General features: G+C 62.2%; 15 protein-coding genes. 5 read left to right on the forward strand and 10 right to left on the reverse strand.

Translation table 11 applies throughout. The features are described 5' to 3' along the window. The first annotated feature begins 172 nt into the window (after positions 1-172). Both EOC83_RS07050 and EOC83_RS07055 read left to right on the forward strand, forming a co-directional pair. Complete coding sequence (locus tag EOC83_RS07050) at positions 173-2497, forward strand: NADP-dependent malic enzyme (protein ID WP_024503551.1); 2325 nt, start codon at positions 173-175, stop codon at positions 2495-2497. Positions 2498-2585: 88 nt separating this feature from the next. Next, the gene (locus tag EOC83_RS07055) at positions 2586-3800 is read left to right on the forward strand and encodes a DUF2865 domain-containing protein (protein WP_063167909.1); all 1215 of its coding nucleotides are present in this window, start codon (positions 2586-2588) and stop codon (positions 3798-3800) included. Here the strand turns inward: EOC83_RS07055 and gltX are convergent. The 6 genes from gltX to EOC83_RS07085 form a co-directional block, all read right to left on the reverse strand. Further along, a complete protein-coding gene (gene gltX / locus EOC83_RS07060; RefSeq protein WP_063167908.1) occupies positions 3718-5091 on the reverse strand; it encodes a glutamate--tRNA ligase in 1374 nt (457 codons plus the stop codon). The genes EOC83_RS07055 and gltX overlap by 83 nt on opposite strands. Before the next feature lie 185 nt (positions 5092-5276). Continuing rightward, positions 5277-6452, reverse strand: coding sequence for a hypothetical protein (locus EOC83_RS07065; RefSeq protein ID WP_013531893.1), 1176 nt, complete (start codon positions 6450-6452; stop codon positions 5277-5279). 260 nt (positions 6453-6712) lie between these two features. Then, positions 6713-8518 carry an ABC transporter ATP-binding protein gene (locus tag EOC83_RS07070; protein WP_063170224.1) on the reverse strand — a complete coding sequence of 602 codons (1806 nt, stop codon included), beginning with the start codon at positions 8516-8518 and terminating at the stop codon, positions 6713-6715. Positions 8519-8896: 378 nt separating this feature from the next. After that, positions 8897-9307: a GNAT family N-acetyltransferase gene (locus tag EOC83_RS07075; RefSeq protein ID WP_063167907.1), complete on the reverse strand. Its 411-nt coding sequence runs from the start codon at positions 9305-9307 to the stop codon at positions 8897-8899. 36 nt (positions 9308-9343) lie between these two features. Then, positions 9344-11020, reverse strand: coding sequence for an NAD+ synthase (locus tag EOC83_RS07080; RefSeq protein ID WP_013531895.1), 1677 nt, complete (start codon positions 11018-11020; stop codon positions 9344-9346). A gap of 150 nt (positions 11021-11170) precedes the next feature. Then, positions 11171-11887, reverse strand: coding sequence for a DNA-3-methyladenine glycosylase I (locus EOC83_RS07085; RefSeq protein ID WP_063167906.1), 717 nt, complete (start codon positions 11885-11887; stop codon positions 11171-11173). A 92-nt stretch (positions 11888-11979) separates the two neighbouring features. Between EOC83_RS07085 and EOC83_RS07090 the strand changes: the two genes are divergently transcribed. Then, positions 11980-12543: a DUF1003 domain-containing protein gene (locus tag EOC83_RS07090; RefSeq protein ID WP_024503559.1), complete on the forward strand. Its 564-nt coding sequence runs from the start codon at positions 11980-11982 to the stop codon at positions 12541-12543. Beyond that, positions 12540-13127, forward strand: a complete 588-nt coding sequence (locus EOC83_RS07095; RefSeq protein WP_024503560.1) for a DedA family protein — start codon at positions 12540-12542, stop codon at positions 13125-13127. Before EOC83_RS07090 ends, EOC83_RS07095 begins: the two co-directional genes overlap by 4 nt. Positions 13128-13130: 3 nt before the next feature. Here EOC83_RS07095 and EOC83_RS07100 read toward each other — a convergent pair whose 3' ends face one another. The 3 genes from EOC83_RS07100 to EOC83_RS07110 form a co-directional block, all read right to left on the reverse strand. After that, positions 13131-13718: a hemerythrin domain-containing protein gene (locus tag EOC83_RS07100; protein ID WP_063167905.1), complete on the reverse strand. Its 588-nt coding sequence runs from the start codon at positions 13716-13718 to the stop codon at positions 13131-13133. A 40-nt stretch (positions 13719-13758) separates the two neighbouring features. Beyond that, positions 13759-14118 carry a diacylglycerol kinase gene (locus tag EOC83_RS07105; RefSeq protein WP_024503562.1) on the reverse strand — a complete coding sequence of 120 codons (360 nt, stop codon included), beginning with the start codon at positions 14116-14118 and terminating at the stop codon, positions 13759-13761. A gap of 81 nt (positions 14119-14199) precedes the next feature. After that, positions 14200-14616, reverse strand: coding sequence for a GFA family protein (locus EOC83_RS07110; RefSeq protein WP_013531901.1), 417 nt, complete (start codon positions 14614-14616; stop codon positions 14200-14202). A gap of 99 nt (positions 14617-14715) precedes the next feature. Between EOC83_RS07110 and EOC83_RS07115 the strand changes: the two genes are divergently transcribed. Beyond that, positions 14716-14859 (forward strand): hypothetical protein, encoded by a 144-nt coding sequence (locus EOC83_RS07115; RefSeq protein WP_335918377.1) that lies wholly within the window; start codon positions 14716-14718, stop codon positions 14857-14859. Between the two features lie 69 nt (positions 14860-14928). Here EOC83_RS07115 and EOC83_RS07120 read toward each other — a convergent pair whose 3' ends face one another. Next, a complete protein-coding gene (locus tag EOC83_RS07120; RefSeq protein WP_013531905.1) occupies positions 14929-16302 on the reverse strand; it encodes a 3-deoxy-7-phosphoheptulonate synthase class II in 1374 nt (457 codons plus the stop codon). Positions 16303-16397 lie beyond the last annotated feature (95 nt).

Genomic DNA, 16397 nt, shown 5'->3' on the forward strand with positions numbered 1-16397 from the left:
TTATCCGTGAAACGGTCGGATCCGTCCGTCAGACAATCGTTATAAGTATTTGATTGTTCAATACTTTCTACGCGCCGCCGGGTATTGCCGCCGGCGCGTCAATTAGCGTCGCGAAAAACCACGGCTGCATGCTAAAAGGGAATCTCCAGGCAGATTTCGAGGGAGCGGCCGCATGGAAGGCGAGAGCAAAAAGACGGCACGTTCGGACCTCGACGAAGCCGCCCTCTACTTCCACAAGCACCCAAGGCCGGGAAAGCTCGAGATACAGGCGACCAAGCCGCTCGGCAATCAGCGCGACCTCGCGCTCGCCTATTCCCCCGGCGTCGCCGCCCCCTGCCTGGAAATCCGCGACGATCCGGCGACCGCCGCCGACTACACCGCACGCGCCAATCTGGTCGGTGTCGTCACAAACGGATCGGCCGTGCTCGGCCTCGGCAATATCGGCCCGCTGGCCTCCAAACCGGTCATGGAAGGCAAGGCCGTCCTGTTCAAGAAGTTCGCCGGCATCGATGTCTTCGACATAGAGATCGACGCGCCCGCTATCGAGCGCATGGTCGAGACGATCTCGGCCCTCGAGCCGACCTTCGGCGGCATCAATCTCGAGGACATCAAGGCGCCGGAATGCTTCGAGGTCGAGGAACAGCTGAAGGCCCGCATGGGCATACCGGTGTTCCACGACGACCAGCACGGCACCGCCATCATCGTCGCTGCCGCCGTGCTCAACGGGCTGGAGTTCGCCGGCAAGACCATATCGGACATCAAGATCGTCACCTCCGGCGCCGGGGCTGCCGCCCTTGCCTGCCTCAACCTGCTGGTCTCGCTCGGCGCCAAGGTCGAAAACATCTGGGTCACCGACCGTTTCGGCGTCGCCTACAAGGGCCGCACCGATGAGATGGATCGTTGGAAAGACCCCTATGTGAAGGACACCGAGGCGCGCACGCTGGCCGACGTCATTTCGGGCGCCGACGTCTTCCTCGGCCTGTCGGCGGCAGGCGTACTGAAGCCGGAACTGCTCCAGCACATGGCGCCGAAGCCGCTGATCCTGGCGCTGGCCAACCCCAATCCGGAGATCATGCCGGAAATAGCGCGTGCAGCGCGTCCGGATGCGATGATCTGCACCGGCCGGTCCGATTTTCCCAATCAGGTCAACAACGTACTGTGTTTTCCTTACATTTTTCGCGGTGCGCTCGACTGCGGCGCCAGCGCCATCAATGAGGAGATGAAGATGGCGGCGGTGCGGGCAATCGCAGCGCTCGCACGCGAGGAACCTTCGGACGTCGCGGCCCGCGCCTATTCCGGCGAGACGCCGATCTTCGGCCCTGAATTCCTGATCCCTTCGCCCTTCGATCCGCGGCTGATCCTGCGCATAGCGCCCGCGGTCGCCAAGGCAGCCTGCGACACCGGCGTCGCGACGCGGCCGATCACCGACTTTGCCGCCTATATCGACAAGCTGAACCGCTTCGTCTTCCGCTCCGGCCTGGTGATGAAGCCGGTGTTCTCGTCCGCCAAGGCATCGAGCGCCAAGCGCGTCATCTATGCCGACGGCGAGGATGAGCGCGTGCTGCGGGCTGCCCAGGTGGTGCTCGAGGAAGGCATCGCCGAGCCGATCCTGATCGGCCGCCCGCACGTCATCGAAGTGCGCCTGAAGCGCTACGGCCTGCGCATCAAGCCCGGGGTCGATTTCGGCCTCATCAACCCGGAAGACGATCCGCGCTACCGCCACTATGTCGACCTTTTGATCGAACTCGCCGGCCGGCGTGGCGTGACGACGGAAGCCGCGCGCACTATGGTGCGCACCGACAACACGGTGATCGCAGCACTTGCGCTGAAACGCGGCGATGCCGACGCCATGGTCTGCGGCCTCGAAGGTCGATTCGAGCGGCATCTGCGCAACGTCACCTTGATCATCGGCCCCCGCGCCGGCATCAAGGACCACGACCTGTCGACGCTTTCCATGCTGATCTCGCAGCGCGGCATCATCTTTCTGACCGACACCCACGTCTCCGTCGACCCGACGGCGGAAGAAATCGCCGAGATGACGGTGCTGGCGGCGGAAGAAATCCAGCGCTTCGGCATCGAGCCGAAGGCAGCACTCTTGTCGCATTCCGATTTCGGCTCGCGCGATTCGCCCAGCGCCCTGAAGATGCGGCAAGCAGCGGCGATCCTGGCGCGCATCGCGCCTGACCTTGAATGCGATGGCGAGATGCATGCGGACACTGCTCTGTCGGAGCACCTGCGCCAGCGCGTCTATCCCCATTCGAGACTGAAGGGCGAAGCCAATTTGCTGGTGTTCCCCAACCTCGATTCGGCAAACATCACGCTGACGGCGCTCAGAACCATGACGGATGCGCTACATGTCGGGCCGATCCTGCTCGGCACCGACATGCCGGCGCATATATTGACGCCGTCTGTCACCTCGCGCGGCGTCGTCAACATGACGGCGCTTGCCGTGGTCGAAGCCGCCCACAAGGCACAAGCGGTCGTCAATCTGGGCTGAACACGGATTTCGCGGTAAACTGCAGTTAACCGCGAACACGGTAGCCTTGCGGGGCTAACAGCCGATTTGGAAGGCGGAGTTTGGGCGGATGGCAAGCGGAGGGTGGAAGCAGGCGCATGCTGTCGTGCTGCTTGGCCTGCTGTTGTCCGCAACCTGGGGAGTAGCCGAGCCACAGGCTGCTTCGCGGGTCTGCCGCCAGTTGGAAGCCGATCTTGCCGCGTCCTCGCGCGGCGGCGGTGGCGGTCCGGCGCTAGTCCGGAAATACGATTCCGCGATTGCCAGGCAGCATGAGCAGATTTCGAAGGCTCGCAGCCAGGCGAGCCAGGCCGGGTGCGGTTTTTCGCTGTTTGGCCGCAACCTCAATCAATGCGCCGGGCTCAACGCCACCATCGACCGCATGAATGCCAATCTCGACGCCTTGCAAAACAAGCGCGAGCGGCTGGCTGGCGGTGGCTCTCGCCGCGATCGCGGACGCATCCTGGCGGCGCTCGACGCCAATGGCTGCCGCGACGACACCGTTGCGCCTCGGCGTGCGCCTTTGCAGGAAGCGAACCGCGACGGCGGCAGCGCAAACCTGTTCGATCAGCTCTTCGGCGGCAACAGCAAGCAGCTCGATATGCTTGATGAACCCAACCAGCCCGACGATCCCAGCGAGGAGCGCAATGTCCGCCGTGTGCTCAACCAGCCCGGCGTACCGGATTTTCCGAGCGTCGGTGGCGAATTCCACACGTCCTGTGTGCGCACCTGCGACGGCTACTTTTTCCCTATGTCGAACTCGGCCTCGGCAGGCGATTTCGAACGCGACCAGAAGAATTGCGAATCGAGCTGCCCCGGCACCGAGATGCAGGTTTTCTATTCGCGCGGCATGGACGACGATTCGGCGTCGATGACGTCATCTGTCACCGGCCGGCCTTACAGCGAATTGCCGACCGCCTATCTCTACAAGCGGCCCGGCGTGTCGCGGCCGCCGGCTTGCGGCTGCAACGCCGCTGCGCAGGGTTTCCAGATCATCGCCGGCAATCCGCCGAATCCGGTGCAATCGCAGCCAGAGACAGACGCGTCATCATTCATTCCAGTCCCGGTTGCAAAACCTGATCCGGGCGCCGATCCCGAAACGCTGGCCAATCTGGAAGGTGGGCTCGACCGCGAGGCGATCAAGCGGCTTTCCGCGAGGCCGGTGACGTCGCCCGTGTCCGCGCTGCCGCCGGAACAGCGCAAGGTCAGGGTCGTCGGGCCAACGTTCCTTCCCGACCCATCAGCGGCAATAGATCTGCAAGCTCCGGCCCCGAAGGCAGTCCGGTAAGGGCTGTCCTGAGTGGCATGAACAACGCCTTGCCCTTGCGGCCGGTCGCTTCCCTGATCTTGCCCGTCCAGTCCTTCCAGATCGTCGCGGTCCAGGGTTCCTCCGGCAGCAGGTCGAACGCCTGTCGGAGAAAGTCGCGGTCGTCATCGGAAAATTGCGGCTTCTCCTGCGGTCCTTCGCGCAGGATGCGCCACCAGTTGACCGCATCGGCCAGCCTGTCGAGATTGCCGCGCACCGCCAGCCAGAACGGTTCGGCCTGCTCGCCGGAGACGCCGAGCACGATGAGACGGTCTTGTGCCTCGGCGAACGGCATGTGGTGCAGCAGCGACCGGTTGAGCACGAACAGCTCGTCCGGATCGAACTTGGCCGCGGATTTCGATGTCGCCGCCGGATCGAAGCGTTCGGCGAGTTCGCCCATCGTCGGCATCGCCGCGACATTCTCCGAAGTGCCTACCAGGACCGCCAATGATGCGACGGCCATCGGCTCGATCCCGTCCTCGCGCAGGCTTTCGATGGAGAGCGCGCCGGTGCGCTTCGACAAGCCCTCGCCCGATGCGGTGGTCAGGAGATTGTGGTGGCCGAACACTGGCGGCGTGGCAGCCAGTGCCTGGAACAGGGCGATCTGCACGCCGGTGTTGGTGACATGGTCGTCGCCGCGGATGACATGGCTGACGCCCATCTCGATGTCGTCGACCACGGAAGGCAGCGTATAGAGATAGGTGCCGTCCTCGCGCACCAGGACCGGATCGGAAAGCGAGGCCAGATCGACGGTTTCCTCACCGCGCACCAAGTCGTTCCAGTGGATTTCAGTGCGTTCCGGCTGTTGTGGATCGCCTGAGAAATTGGGCAGGAGAAAACGCCAGTGCGGCCGGCGGCCATCGGTCTGGTATTCGGCGATCTGTTCGTGCGTCAGGGTCAACGCCTCGCGGCCATAGACCGGCGGCAGACCGCGCGTGCGGCGCACCTTGCGCCTGAGATCCAGCTCCTCCGGCGTTTCGTAGCAGGCATAGAGAACGCCTGCCGCCTTCAGCCTCTCGACCGCCGCGTCATAGACTTCGAAGCGCCGCGACTGGTACTCGGTGGCGTCGGGAAAAATGCCCAACCAATGCAGGTCGTAGAGGATGGCGTCGGAAAACTCCTGCTTCGAGCGCGCAATGTCGGTGTCGTCGAAGCGCTGGATGAAGCGACCCTTGTTGTTCACGGCGAACAGCCAGTTGAACAGAGCCGTGCGCGCATTGCCGATATGGATGCGGCCGGTCGGCGAAGGGGCGAAACGAACGGTAACTGTCATGAGCGGGGCGTACCGGATGCTTTTACGATTGACAAGACGCGCCCCCGCGCTGCCCGGCAGACATAGAACATGGCGGCTGGAATGAAAAGACCGGGCGTTGGACGCCTCAGGAGGCACCCAGTCCGCAGGCGGCCTTTGTAACCGAGCGCTGCCAGCCGCTGGGGCCGACCACCGGTTGAAGGCGATCAGCGGCCGAAATCATCGGAACTGAGGCGGGTCCAGCGGTCGCCCACCAATCCACCGATAAAGATGTCGCCGGAGCGGACCGCTTCCGTGACCTCGGCGATCCGCGAGCGGACCATCGTTCCCCCGGCATAGCGGAAGAAGACATTCTTGTAGCCAAAGAGTTGGGATATGAATCTGGTCTGCGTCTGCCCGGTGATGCCCACGCAGCCCATCTCCCATGCGGCGGCGACAAGCGCATCCAGCGTCGCGCCCCAATGCGATCCGAATGCCTGGATTTGCAACAGGTTCGCCATGTCGCCGGCTTGACCATAGAAGGCATAACAACCGAGCATTTTGCCCGTTTCGTCGTAGATCCCACCGAAATGAAGGGGGCCGTCGGCCCGCTTCTCGGCCGCCAGCGCAAGCAGCCGTGGCAACTCCCCATCCTTCCAACTCGGCCGAAGAGCGTAACCAGACAGGAGGGTCGGCAGTTCCTCGGCAAATTGCACGGCATTGATCGGCTCACGGTGGGTGCGATGCGACGATGAATGCTGGACGGGGGGCTCGAACCTTCTTTTCGCAAGAGCATCGAATGCTCGCGCAAAGGGGTCGAGTACAAGGTGAGGCAGGCCGGGCCATTTACGGTGCAGTGCGGCGGCGGCCATTCCCGCCGGCCGGAAGACATATGTCCATCCCAGACAATGCACCGGCAGGAGTTGATACTTCATCGGGCGCGCGAAGGCTAAGGATGTCCGGTTGGCCGAATCGGTCAGCTGCAGATCGAATTCGCCTTGATGCAATGCCCGCAGCAATTGCGGTCCGGCCGAGCCGTCATCGGTGCCGGGGTCGGCCATGAGCGGCCCGATGATCGCCGCATTCAATGGCGCACCATTGAGCTCGTAGCGGGCTTTCAAAACGCCGAGGAACCCACCCAGGCGGCCCTGCCGGTTGATCTGGACAAGAGCGTTGCTTTCACCGGAGTGGCCGGCAGGGTCGAGATAAATCTCTCTCATATACGCGGCCGTTTCGGCGATCGCGCGATCGAGGAGGTGACGGCGCCGCCGGCGAAACTTCGTCAGGAAGAGTGCGGCGACGCGCTCGAGATCTTCGGCAGCAAGCGGCCGAACCGAGCCATGCTGAGATTCCAGCACTGACGGCGCAGCCAACTTTTCCTCGGCATTCGCAGAAAGATGCATCGTGAAAAACGTCCGTGGGTTGCCTCCATCGGATATATATCAACCATTGGTAGAAACAACGTATCTCGGTCAATATGATGAACAGAGGTCCCAAGACTTACTATCCGGACAGGACTTCACAGGCAAATCAAGTCGGCCAGCATCACGGCGCTGATCGACGGGTCGACTGCCTCCCTGCGATCGCATCTCCTGCTCCAGCCCGCTGGGCTGACCGTGCCTGACAGAGGCGGCCTCCGGCCGAAGCTGGAGGCCGCCTCAGGTCAGCTGACAAGTCCCTTGGTCAGTTCGAGCGCCTGGCGTTCGAACAGGCGACGGTAGATGCCGCCTTTCAGCCGGATCAGTTCGTCATGCGAGCCTTCCTCGACGATGTTGCCGCGATCGAAGACCAGCAGCCTGTCGAGCGCCCGCACTGTCGAAAGCCGGTGCGCGATGACCAGCGTGGTGCGGCCGACCATCAGCCGCTCCATCGCCTGCTGGATCAGCACCTCCGATTCCGAATCGAGGCTCGATGTCGCCTCGTCGAGGATCAGGATGCGCGCATCGGCAAGGAAGGCGCGCGCGATCGCCACGCGCTGACGCTCGCCACCCGACAGTTTCACGCCGCGTTCGCCGACCAGTGTACCGTAGCCCTTTGGCAGGTTGGTGATGAAGTCATGCGCACTCGCCAGCTTGGCGGCATGCTCGATCTCCTCCTGCGACGCACTCGGCCTGGCATAGGCGATGTTTTCGGCCAGCGACCGGTGGAACAGGATCGGCTCCTGCTGAACGATGGCGATCTGCCCGCGCAGCGAGGCTTGCGCCACCTGCGAGATGTCCTGACTGTCGACCAGGATTTTCCCCGCGTTCACGTCATAGAGCCGCTGGATAAGCTTGACGAAGGTCGTCTTGCCCGACCCCGAATGGCCGACCAGCCCGACGCGCTCACCCGGCGCGATATCGACCGAAAAGTCGCGGTAAAGCGCGGATCGGTGATGGCCATAGTGAAAGGTGACGTTGTCGAAGCTGATCCGTCCTTCGGTGATCCGGATCGGCTTGGCACCTGGCCGGTCCTCGATGCCGAGCGGTTCGGACTGGAAATCGACCAGCTCTTCCATATCGTTGATGGAGCGCTGCAGGTTGCGGATATGCGTGCCGATGTCCCTGAGATAGCCCTGCAGCACAAAGAGCGAGGTCAGCACGAACGCAACGTCGCCGGCGCTCGCCTGCCCCCACGACCACAGCATCAGCGCCAGGCCGATCACCGCAGCGCGCATGACCAGCAGCAGCACCCCTTGCGTGGTGCCGTTGATGGTGCCGCGCACCCAGGTGCGCCGTGTACGCGCACGCCATTTGGCGACGACCTTGGCCAGGCGGCGTTCTTCGCGCTCCTCGGCGCCAAAGCCCTTGACCACGGCGTTGCAGCTGACCGCGTCGGCCAGCGAGCCGCCGAGGCGGGTATCCCAGGTGTTGGCGAGCCTTGCCGCCGGCGCGACATAGCCAAGTGACAGCAGCGCCGTCACCGTGATGAACAGCACCGAACCGGCAGCAACGACCGCACCCATCAACGGCCAGAACCAGCCGAGCAGCAACGTCGACCCGACCAGCATGACGACCGACGGCAGCAGTGCGATGAGGATGGTGTCGTTGAGCAGGTCGAGCGCCCACATGCCGCGCGTCACCTTGCGGACGGTCGAGCCGGCAAAGCTGTTGGCATGCCAATCGGTGGAAAAGCGCTGAACGCGATGGAAAGCATCGGCGGCGATGTCGGCCATCATCTTCAAGGTCAGCTCGACGATGCCCATGAACGCCAGGTTGCGCAACACGACGCCGGCCAGCGCCAGCGCCATCAACATCGAGAACGCCGTCAGCGCGGCATTCCAGGCAATCGCGTCGGCGGCGGCGCTGCTGGCGACGGCGTCGACCAGCCGGCCGGAATAGAGCGGCGTCAGCACATCGGCCAGCGTCGACAGCAGGAAGCTGGCCATGATGAGCGAAAGCCGCCACGGCTGGCGCCGCCAATGGGTAAGCGTGAAGCCAAGAACGCTGCGAAAGGCGCTCGCGCGCAAATCGATCTTGAAACGAGCCATGATGTCATTCGGGCACAAACGAGCCCGATCCCAGTAGGTCGAAAATTGAAGAAGCCGCGCAAGGGCCAATGATTGCCCGGAAGCGGAGTGGCATATTTGGCGTATCGCCCATAACCGGGCGGCGATCGGCATCGGCATAAGCCTGTGCTCGATCCGGCATCGGCACGAAGGGCAAACCTTCGCGGAGCGCCGGATGAGACCTAGGCTTCGCGGCCTCGCATTACCATGTGAAATACTGCCATTCGGACCTCCCGCAAGACAATTGCGGAGCGGTTCTTATAGAGACGCTCCGATGCACCGCCAAGACGGGCTGACGCCAAAAGCGTATCTGGTCCAACCACTGCGATTATTTTGCAACAATGGCGGGCAAGCCGCGCCTCATTCAGGAACGCGATCCAAGCGCATGTAGCGGCCATCGGTCGATGGCTTGAACCCGAGCTTTTCATACATGCCATGGGCATCGCTGGTCGACAGGCTCCAATGGAAAACGGTCCTGACCTCCGGATGATCGATCAGGGCCTGGACGAGCCGGCTTCCTATGCCCTGCCCGCGATTCTCCGGCCAGATGATGATATCGGCGAGATAGGCGAATACGGTGCGGTCGGTGATCGCCCGGCCGAAGCCGACTTGCCTGCCATCGACATAGGCGCCGACGCAAAGCGAGTTGGCAAAGGCGCGGCGATGGACTTCGTCAGTGCGTCCGGCGCCCCAATAGCTTGCCATCAACAGGTCCGATGTCGCACGGAAATCGATCCGTGACATGTCGAAGCTGATCTCACAATCGGGCATGGTTGTCTCCGGCCGCGCCGCGTGCGCTTTCGGTACCTAGCTGCGATCCCTGAAACGATTGGTGATGGGGTAGCGGCGGTCGCGGCCAAAATTCTTTTTCGTGATCTTCACGCCTGGCGCCGCCTGCCGTCGCTTGTATTCTGCGATGTAGAGCAGGTGCTCGATGCGCGTCACCGTCGCCCGGTCATGGCCGCGCGCTACGATGTCGTCGACACCCATCTCATTCTCGACCAGGCATTCGAGGATATCGTCCAGCACCGGATAGGGCGGCAGCGAATCCTGATCGGTCTGGTTCTCGCGCAATTCCGCCGACGGTGCCTTGTCGATGATGTTCTTCGGGATCACCTCGCCCGAGGGGCCCAGCGCACCCGGCGGCACGTGGCTGTTGCGCCAGCGCGACAGCGCGTAGACCTGCATCTTGTAGAGGTCCTTGATCGGATTGAAGCCGCCATTCATGTCGCCATAGAGCGTGGCATAACCGACCGACATCTCGCTCTTGTTGCCGGTGGTGACGACCATTGAGCCGAACTTGTTGGAGATCGCCATCAGGATGGTGCCGCGTGCGCGGCTCTGCAAATTCTCCTCGGTGATACCTTCCTTGGTGCCTTCGAACATCTGCGTCAGCGCGTGCAGGAAGCCCTCGACCGGCTCGAAGATGGGCACGATGTCATAGCGGCAGCCGAGAGCGCGGGCGCAATCCTCGGCATCTTTGAGCGAATCCTTCGAGGTATAGCGGTAGGGCATCATCACCGCGCGCAGCCGTTCCTCGCCGAGCGCATCGACGGCCAGCGCCGCGCAGATCGCCGAATCGATGCCGCCGGACAGACCAAGCACGACGTTCTTGAAGCCGTTCTTGTTGACGTAGTCGCGCAGGCCCAGCATGCAGGCGCGATAGTCAGCCTCCTCCCGGTCCGGGATTTTCGACATCGGCCCTTCCGAGCAGACCCAGTGATCGCCTTGTCTCTTCCAGGTGGTGACGTCGACCGCTTCCTCGAACTGGCTCATCTGGAAGGCAAGCGTCTTGTCGGCGCCAATGGCAAACGAAGCGCCGTCGAAGATCAGCTCGTCCTGGCCGCCGAGCTGGTTGGCATAGATCATCGGCAGCCCGCATTCGATGACCTGGCGGATGACGACCTGGTGGCGGACATCGATCTTGGCGCGATAATAGGGTGAGCCGTTCGGCACCAGCAGGATTTCCGCCCCGCTTTCGGCCAGCGTCTCGCAGATATCGACATCGCCCCAGATGTCCTCGCAGATCGGAATTCCGATGCGCACGCCGCGGAAATTGACCGGCCCCTGGATCTCGGGTCCGGCCTGGAAGACGCGCTTCTCGTCGAACTCGCCGTAGTTCGGCAGATCGAGCTTGTAGCGTTCGGCGATGATCTTGCCGCCGTCGGCGAAGATGATCGAATTGTGCGTGCCGCTCTTGCGCTTCAACGGCGTGCCGATGATGACGCCGGGACCGCCATCCGCGGTGTCGGCGGCAAAGTCCTGTGCCGCCTTTTCGCAGGCTTTCAAAAAGGCCGGCTTCAGCACCAGATCCTCCGGCGGGTAGCCGGCGAGGAAAAGCTCGGTATAGAGCACGAGATCGGCGCCCTGACGTGCGGCATCCGCCCTCGCCTCGCGGGCTTTGGCGAGATTGCCTGATATGTCGCCGACAGTCGGATTGAGCTGGGCGACGGCGATGCGCAGGATGTCGAGCTTCTTGGTCATGCCTGCTGACTTAGCGCGGCAAAATTGCTCGGGCAATGGCGTTCGTTTGGACCAATTCGGAGCAAATGACGAATGTCATTCGTGTCCGGACCGATCGATTCGATCGTGTTGACCGATCGACGAATGCCGATCGTGGCAAGCGACCACGTTTCAGTCGTCGCCCATATATTCGCGCAGCGCTTGCGGCGAATGGTTCTCGCCGATCGACATCGCCAGGATGCGTGAAATATGGCGGCGCGGCAGATGCGTCTCCGCTGCCCATTGATTGATTTGCCTCTGGATCTTGTCCAGGTCCTTCTTCGAAGTCGGGCTTTCGGCGATGTCGAGGCCGGCGTCGCGCAACGCCGCGGCCATATCGCCCGAGATGACGAACGCATCCCACCCCAGCCAGCGCAGGAAATACTGGCCCGTGTTGCCGCCCAGCCGGCTGCCATGCTTGCCGAGCCAGGCCATCAGCCCGACCTGGTCATCATCAGGCCATTCCGCAAGGAATTTGCCGAAACCGCCATATTCCTTCGACACACGCTCGACAAAGGCAGCATTGTCGCGAACGGATCTGATCTTCTGCGGGTTGCGTACGATGCGCTGGTCGGCCGTCAGATCGTGCCAGAAATCATCGGGCTGGAACAACAGCCGCTTCGGCTCGAAGCGCAGAAACGCCTCCTCGAAGCCAGGCCATTTCTGCTCGATGACGCGCCAGACGAAACCGGCGGCGAAGACGCGCTCAGCCATAATGGAGAGAATGCGGTCATCGGGGATGTCAGCCACGGCGGCATTGTCAGGCGCCGGACCAAGCAGCGACGTCAGTTCCTCTTCGCCGCCCTTACGTTTTGCGGCGCGAGCGCGAATTTTCTTGAAATCGGCCATTGGTCCCTCGGCAACTGGAATCAATCTAACACTTCCCGTGTGAGCCGGCAGCCTCTACCTCTTACGGCAAGCCTAAGACCCTGGAGATGGCCATGAACAAGACGATCGACGATCTGGCGAACCGCTGGCTCAAGCGGCGGCCGGACGGCCTCAGCCAGCTCGAAAGCCGGGTGCTGCAATCGACGCTCGAACGCACCACCATCTCGCGCGACACCAACAAGGCCGTTGCCTTCCACCAGACCTTCGGCGACCGGCTTGCCGATACGATCGCCCGCATCGGCGGGTCATGGTCCTTCATCCTGACCTTCATCGCCTTTCTGGTCTTATGGACGGCGGGCAATGTCTGGCTGCTGTCGCGTGACGCCTTCGATCCCTACCCGTTCATCTTCCTCAATCTCGTTTTGTCGATGGTAGCCGCCTTGCAGGCGCCTGTGATCATGATGGCGCAGAACCGCCAGACCGAACGCGACCGCATCGACGCCGCCCACGATTACGAGGTCAACCTGAAAGCCGAGATCGAGATCATGGCGCTGCATGAAAAGCTGGATGAACTGCGCCACGGCCAGATTCTCGGCATGCGCGACGAGATCGTGCAACTGACCGAGATGATCAAGCGGATCGACGAAAGGCTGTCTTCGCAGCAGTCGGCTTCATGACCGACGCGATCCACCATTTCATCGAACAATACGGGCTGCTCGCGGTCTTTGTCGGTTGCATCGCGGAGGGCGAAAGTGCTGCCATTCTCGGCGGCTTCTTCGCCCACCAGCAGGTCTTCGTGCTGTGGCACGCCGTCCTTGCGGCCGGCCTCGGCGCCTTTGTCGGCGACACTTTCTTCTTCATCCTCGGACGAAGCTTTGCCGACCATCCCTATGTCGTCAGATTGCGCAAGCGGCCCGGCTTTCGCCGCGCCTTTCGCCTGCTCAACACCCATCCCGACATTTTCGTGCTGTCGAACCGCTATATCTACGGCATGCGTCTCGTCGGCGGCATTGCAGCCGGGCTCTCCAATATCACAGCGCCGCGCTTCGTCATCCTCAACGCGCTTTCATCGGCGGTCTGGGCGGTGCTGTTCGGTACGATCGGTTATGTCTTTGGACTTGGCGCAGAGCACTTCATCGGCCAGGCGCTGATGCATCACGAACGGTTGCTGATCGGTCTTGGCATCGGCCTGACCGTGGCCGTTGTGGCATGGCTCGTCGCCCGTCACATCGCCAGGAGGGAACGCGCCAGGGAAGGCTGATCGTCAATCCACGCCGAGCGCCTGATCCCCCCGATCGAGGATAAGCGGGACGATCAGGTCTTCCTCGTCGGCAAGATGTCTTGTCAGCATGGCGATCAGCCGGCTGTTTTCGTCGGCATAGGCGTCGGCTGCAAAGCGCTGTCTGTCCTCGCTCTCCTGAAGCGTCTTAATGAAGGCATTGGCCGCCTCGGCATTGCGCTCCAGCCCTTCATGGATGGTGTGGTGGTCGGCATCGAGAATCTCGAAGCCGCGCTTCAAACGGGGCTCGGCCTTGGCGAAGATCGGGAAATATTGATAATCCTCGACATTGTGGTGACCGTCGAGATGCCCAAGAAAATGATTGAGGCGCGGCGCGAACCAGCGCGCGAAATCAGGCGCCGTCAGCCGTCCCTCACGGAAGTCGTCAATGCCGTTGGCCAGCATGCCGCCAAGTTCGCGGAACATGTCGTGCCGCTGCAGCCACATATTGGCGATGCCGTGGACGTTGGCATGGTCCTGCCAGTTTTCACGCGGGTATTTTTCGACGAGCCAGCGCAGATCGTCTGGCAGGCCCACGCGTTCGAGAAGCAGAAAATTGGCGGCCCCGGCCATGACAGTCTCCTTTGGTGACTGCCATATAGGCATCGAAAGGCTAGATCGGTAGCCCAGTGATCCGCTCGATAATGGCGATGCCCCAGACACCGGCGACGATGAGCACCGAAATCAGCACCGCCAGCGAACCGCAATCCTTGGCCAACTGGATGTCGACATTGAACTCGCGGCTGAAAGCGTCGCATGCCGCCTCGATGCCGGTGTTAAGCACCTCGACCATGATCAAGAGCAGCACCGCGCCGATCAGCAAGGCATAACCGCGCCACGAGATCGAAACGAACCAGCCGAGCGGCAGTGCCAGCGCCAGCAGCATCAGCTCCTGCTGGAAAGCCTTCTCGCTGGCGGCCAGCTTGCGAAACGCCCGCACCGAATTGAAATAAGCGTCGATCAGCCGCTGCATGCCAAACCCCTTTGCGAATCACCGGCACGGGATAATGCAATGGCTGGCCAGATCAATGGAATAAGGTGACTTGTCCAAGATTCATTCAGCAACCGGTATGGACGGTGTCGACTTTTCAAACTGCGGCAGCCCGTCGTCGATCGAATAATAGTCGCCCTTGTCACCAACGAAGATATGGCATTCCCCCTCAAGACCTGTCGGCTTGTCGAACGATCCCGCCATGACTGAAACGTAGTCCTGGTCTCGCGGCTTCCAGAACAGCACCGACCCGCATGCCTTGCAGAACCCACGCCTGGCGAAGGTAGAGGCTTCGTACCAGGTGATACTTTCCACGCCATCGATCACGATGTCGACATTGGCAACATTGGTCGCGGCATAGAAATGTCCGCTCTGCTTGCGGCATTGCGAGCAATGACAATAGACGACGCCACGCAACGCTCCGTTCGTTCTGAAGCGGACGGCTCCACACAGACACGATCCCTGGTGACCACCACTCACGTCGATCCTCCTTGAAAGAAAAGTGCCTGGCATCGCCTTCAGGATTCCAGCTTTGCGGCGCACGCACGCAAGCAAATGCGACATGTACTGGCGTGGAGAATGGAGCCGCGGACCTGGCGCATCCGGCTTGGTGCGTTCGGCGTGCAGGCGATCTGCGAGTTTCCGGAAAAGCGCATCGAGTTTTCAAGGGCGGCGTTTGCTGACCCCAGACTCGCCGGCCTGCGCTGGGAACGCGGGCACTGAACCAACCAAAAGAAAAGCGCCGGATTTCTCCAGCGCTTTTTCCGTCAGCCGTTCAGGCCGAAATCGAGCTTAACCGTTCGCAACCTGCTTGTGCTGCACCGGGTGGCTCTTCTTGAGCAGGTCTGACACCAGGAACGCCAGTTCGATCGCCTGGTCGGCGTTGAGGCGCGGGTCGCAATGGGTGTGGTAGCGGTCCTGCAACTCCTCGGCGGTGATGGCGCGCGCGCCACCGGTGCATTCGGTGACGTTCTTACCGGTCATCTCGACATGGATGCCGCCCGGATGCGTGCCTTCGGCGCGGTGCACTTCGAAGAAGGTCTGAACCTCCTTCAGGATGCGGTCGAACGGCCGCGTCTTGTAGCCGGCGGCCTCGATCGTGTTGCCGTGCATCGGGTCCGACGACCACACCACGGAGCGGCCTTCCTTCTGCACCGCGCGAACCAGCTTCGGCAGATGGTCGGCGACCTTGTCGGAGCCGAAACGTGCAATCAGCGTCAGCCGGCCGGGTTCATTTTCGGGGTTGAGCAAGTCGATCAGCTCCAGCAAGCCGTCCGGCGTCAGCGACGGACCGCATTTCAGGCCGAGCGGGTTCTTGATGCCGCGGCAATATTCGACATGCGCATGGTCCGGCTGGCGGGTGCGGTCGCCGATCCAGATCATATGGCCCGAGGTAGCGTACCAGTCGCCGGAGGTCGAATCGACACGCGTCAGCGCCTCCTCGTAGCCGAGCAGCAGCGCCTCATGGCTGGTATAGAAATCGGTCTCGCGCAGCGCGTAGTTGGTTTCCGAAGTGATGCCGACGGCCTTCATGAAGTCCATCGTCTCGGTGATGCGGTTGGCGAGCGACTCGTATTTCTCGCCCTGCGGGCTGTCGGACACGAAGCCGAGCATCCAGCGGTGCACATTCTCCAGGCTGGCATAGCCGCCTTGCGCGAAGGCGCGCAGAAGGTTGAGCGTCGCCGCCGACTGGCGGTACGCCATCTCCTGGCGAGCGGGATCCGGAATGCGCGACTTCGGGTCGAATTCGATGCCGTTGATGATGTCGCCGCGATAGCTGGGCAACGTCACCTCGCCCTTGGTCTCGTTGTCGGACGAGCGCGGCTTGGCGAACTGGCCGGCAACGCGGCCGACCTTGACCACCGGCTGCGCGCCGGCGAAGGTCAGCACCACCGACATCTGCAGGAAGACGCGGAAGAAGTCGCGGATGTTGTCTGCGCCATGCTCGGCGAAGCTCTCGGCGCAATCGCCCCCCTGAAGGAGGAATGCGTCACCGGCAGCGACCGAAGCGAGCTGCTTCTTGAGCTTGCGCGCCTCACCGGCAAAAACCAGCGGCGGAAAGGTTGCGAGCTGGGCCTCCGTGTTCTTCAGCGCTGCAAGGTCCGGATAAGCAGGAACCTGCTTGATCGGCTTTGCTCTCCACGAATTCGGCGACCATTTCGTCATCGCTGCACCCAACGCTCTTTCCAGCGGCCTATACTCCGCCATTCCCGGCCCCAATTGGGGATCGCGGCTCCATACACGAAGCCAATTTCCTATTC

It is taken from the genome of Mesorhizobium sp. Primo-A (genome assembly GCF_003997175.1).
Taxonomy (GTDB): Bacteria; Pseudomonadota; Alphaproteobacteria; order Rhizobiales; family Rhizobiaceae; genus Mesorhizobium; species Mesorhizobium ciceri.

Coding starts and splice junctions, on each gene's coding strand:
- EOC83_RS07065 (WP_013531893.1), bottom strand. CDS start 6,452: ATGCATCTTTCTGCGAATGCCGAGGAAAAGTTGGCTGCGCCGTCAGTG.
- EOC83_RS07080 (WP_013531895.1), bottom strand. CDS start 11,020: ATGACCAAGAAGCTCGACATCCTGCGCATCGCCGTCGCCCAGCTCAAT.
- EOC83_RS07115 (WP_335918377.1), top strand. CDS start 14,716: ATGGAGCCGCGGACCTGGCGCATCCGGCTTGGTGCGTTCGGCGTGCAG.
- EOC83_RS07085 (WP_063167906.1), bottom strand. CDS start 11,887: ATGGCCGATTTCAAGAAAATTCGCGCTCGCGCCGCAAAACGTAAGGGC.
- EOC83_RS07070 (WP_063170224.1), bottom strand. CDS start 8,518: ATGGCTCGTTTCAAGATCGATTTGCGCGCGAGCGCCTTTCGCAGCGTT.
- EOC83_RS07090 (WP_024503559.1), top strand. CDS start 11,980: ATGAACAAGACGATCGACGATCTGGCGAACCGCTGGCTCAAGCGGCGG.
- EOC83_RS07095 (WP_024503560.1), top strand. CDS start 12,540: ATGACCGACGCGATCCACCATTTCATCGAACAATACGGGCTGCTCGCG.
- gltX (WP_063167908.1), bottom strand. CDS start 5,091: ATGACAGTTACCGTTCGTTTCGCCCCTTCGCCGACCGGCCGCATCCAT.
- EOC83_RS07075 (WP_063167907.1), bottom strand. CDS start 9,307: ATGCCCGATTGTGAGATCAGCTTCGACATGTCACGGATCGATTTCCGT.
- EOC83_RS07055 (WP_063167909.1), top strand. CDS start 2,586: ATGGCAAGCGGAGGGTGGAAGCAGGCGCATGCTGTCGTGCTGCTTGGC.
- EOC83_RS07120 (WP_013531905.1), bottom strand. CDS start 16,302: ATGACGAAATGGTCGCCGAATTCGTGGAGAGCAAAGCCGATCAAGCAG.
- EOC83_RS07050 (WP_024503551.1), top strand. CDS start 173: ATGGAAGGCGAGAGCAAAAAGACGGCACGTTCGGACCTCGACGAAGCC.
- EOC83_RS07100 (WP_063167905.1), bottom strand. CDS start 13,718: ATGGCCGGGGCCGCCAATTTTCTGCTTCTCGAACGCGTGGGCCTGCCA.
- EOC83_RS07105 (WP_024503562.1), bottom strand. CDS start 14,118: ATGCAGCGGCTGATCGACGCTTATTTCAATTCGGTGCGGGCGTTTCGC.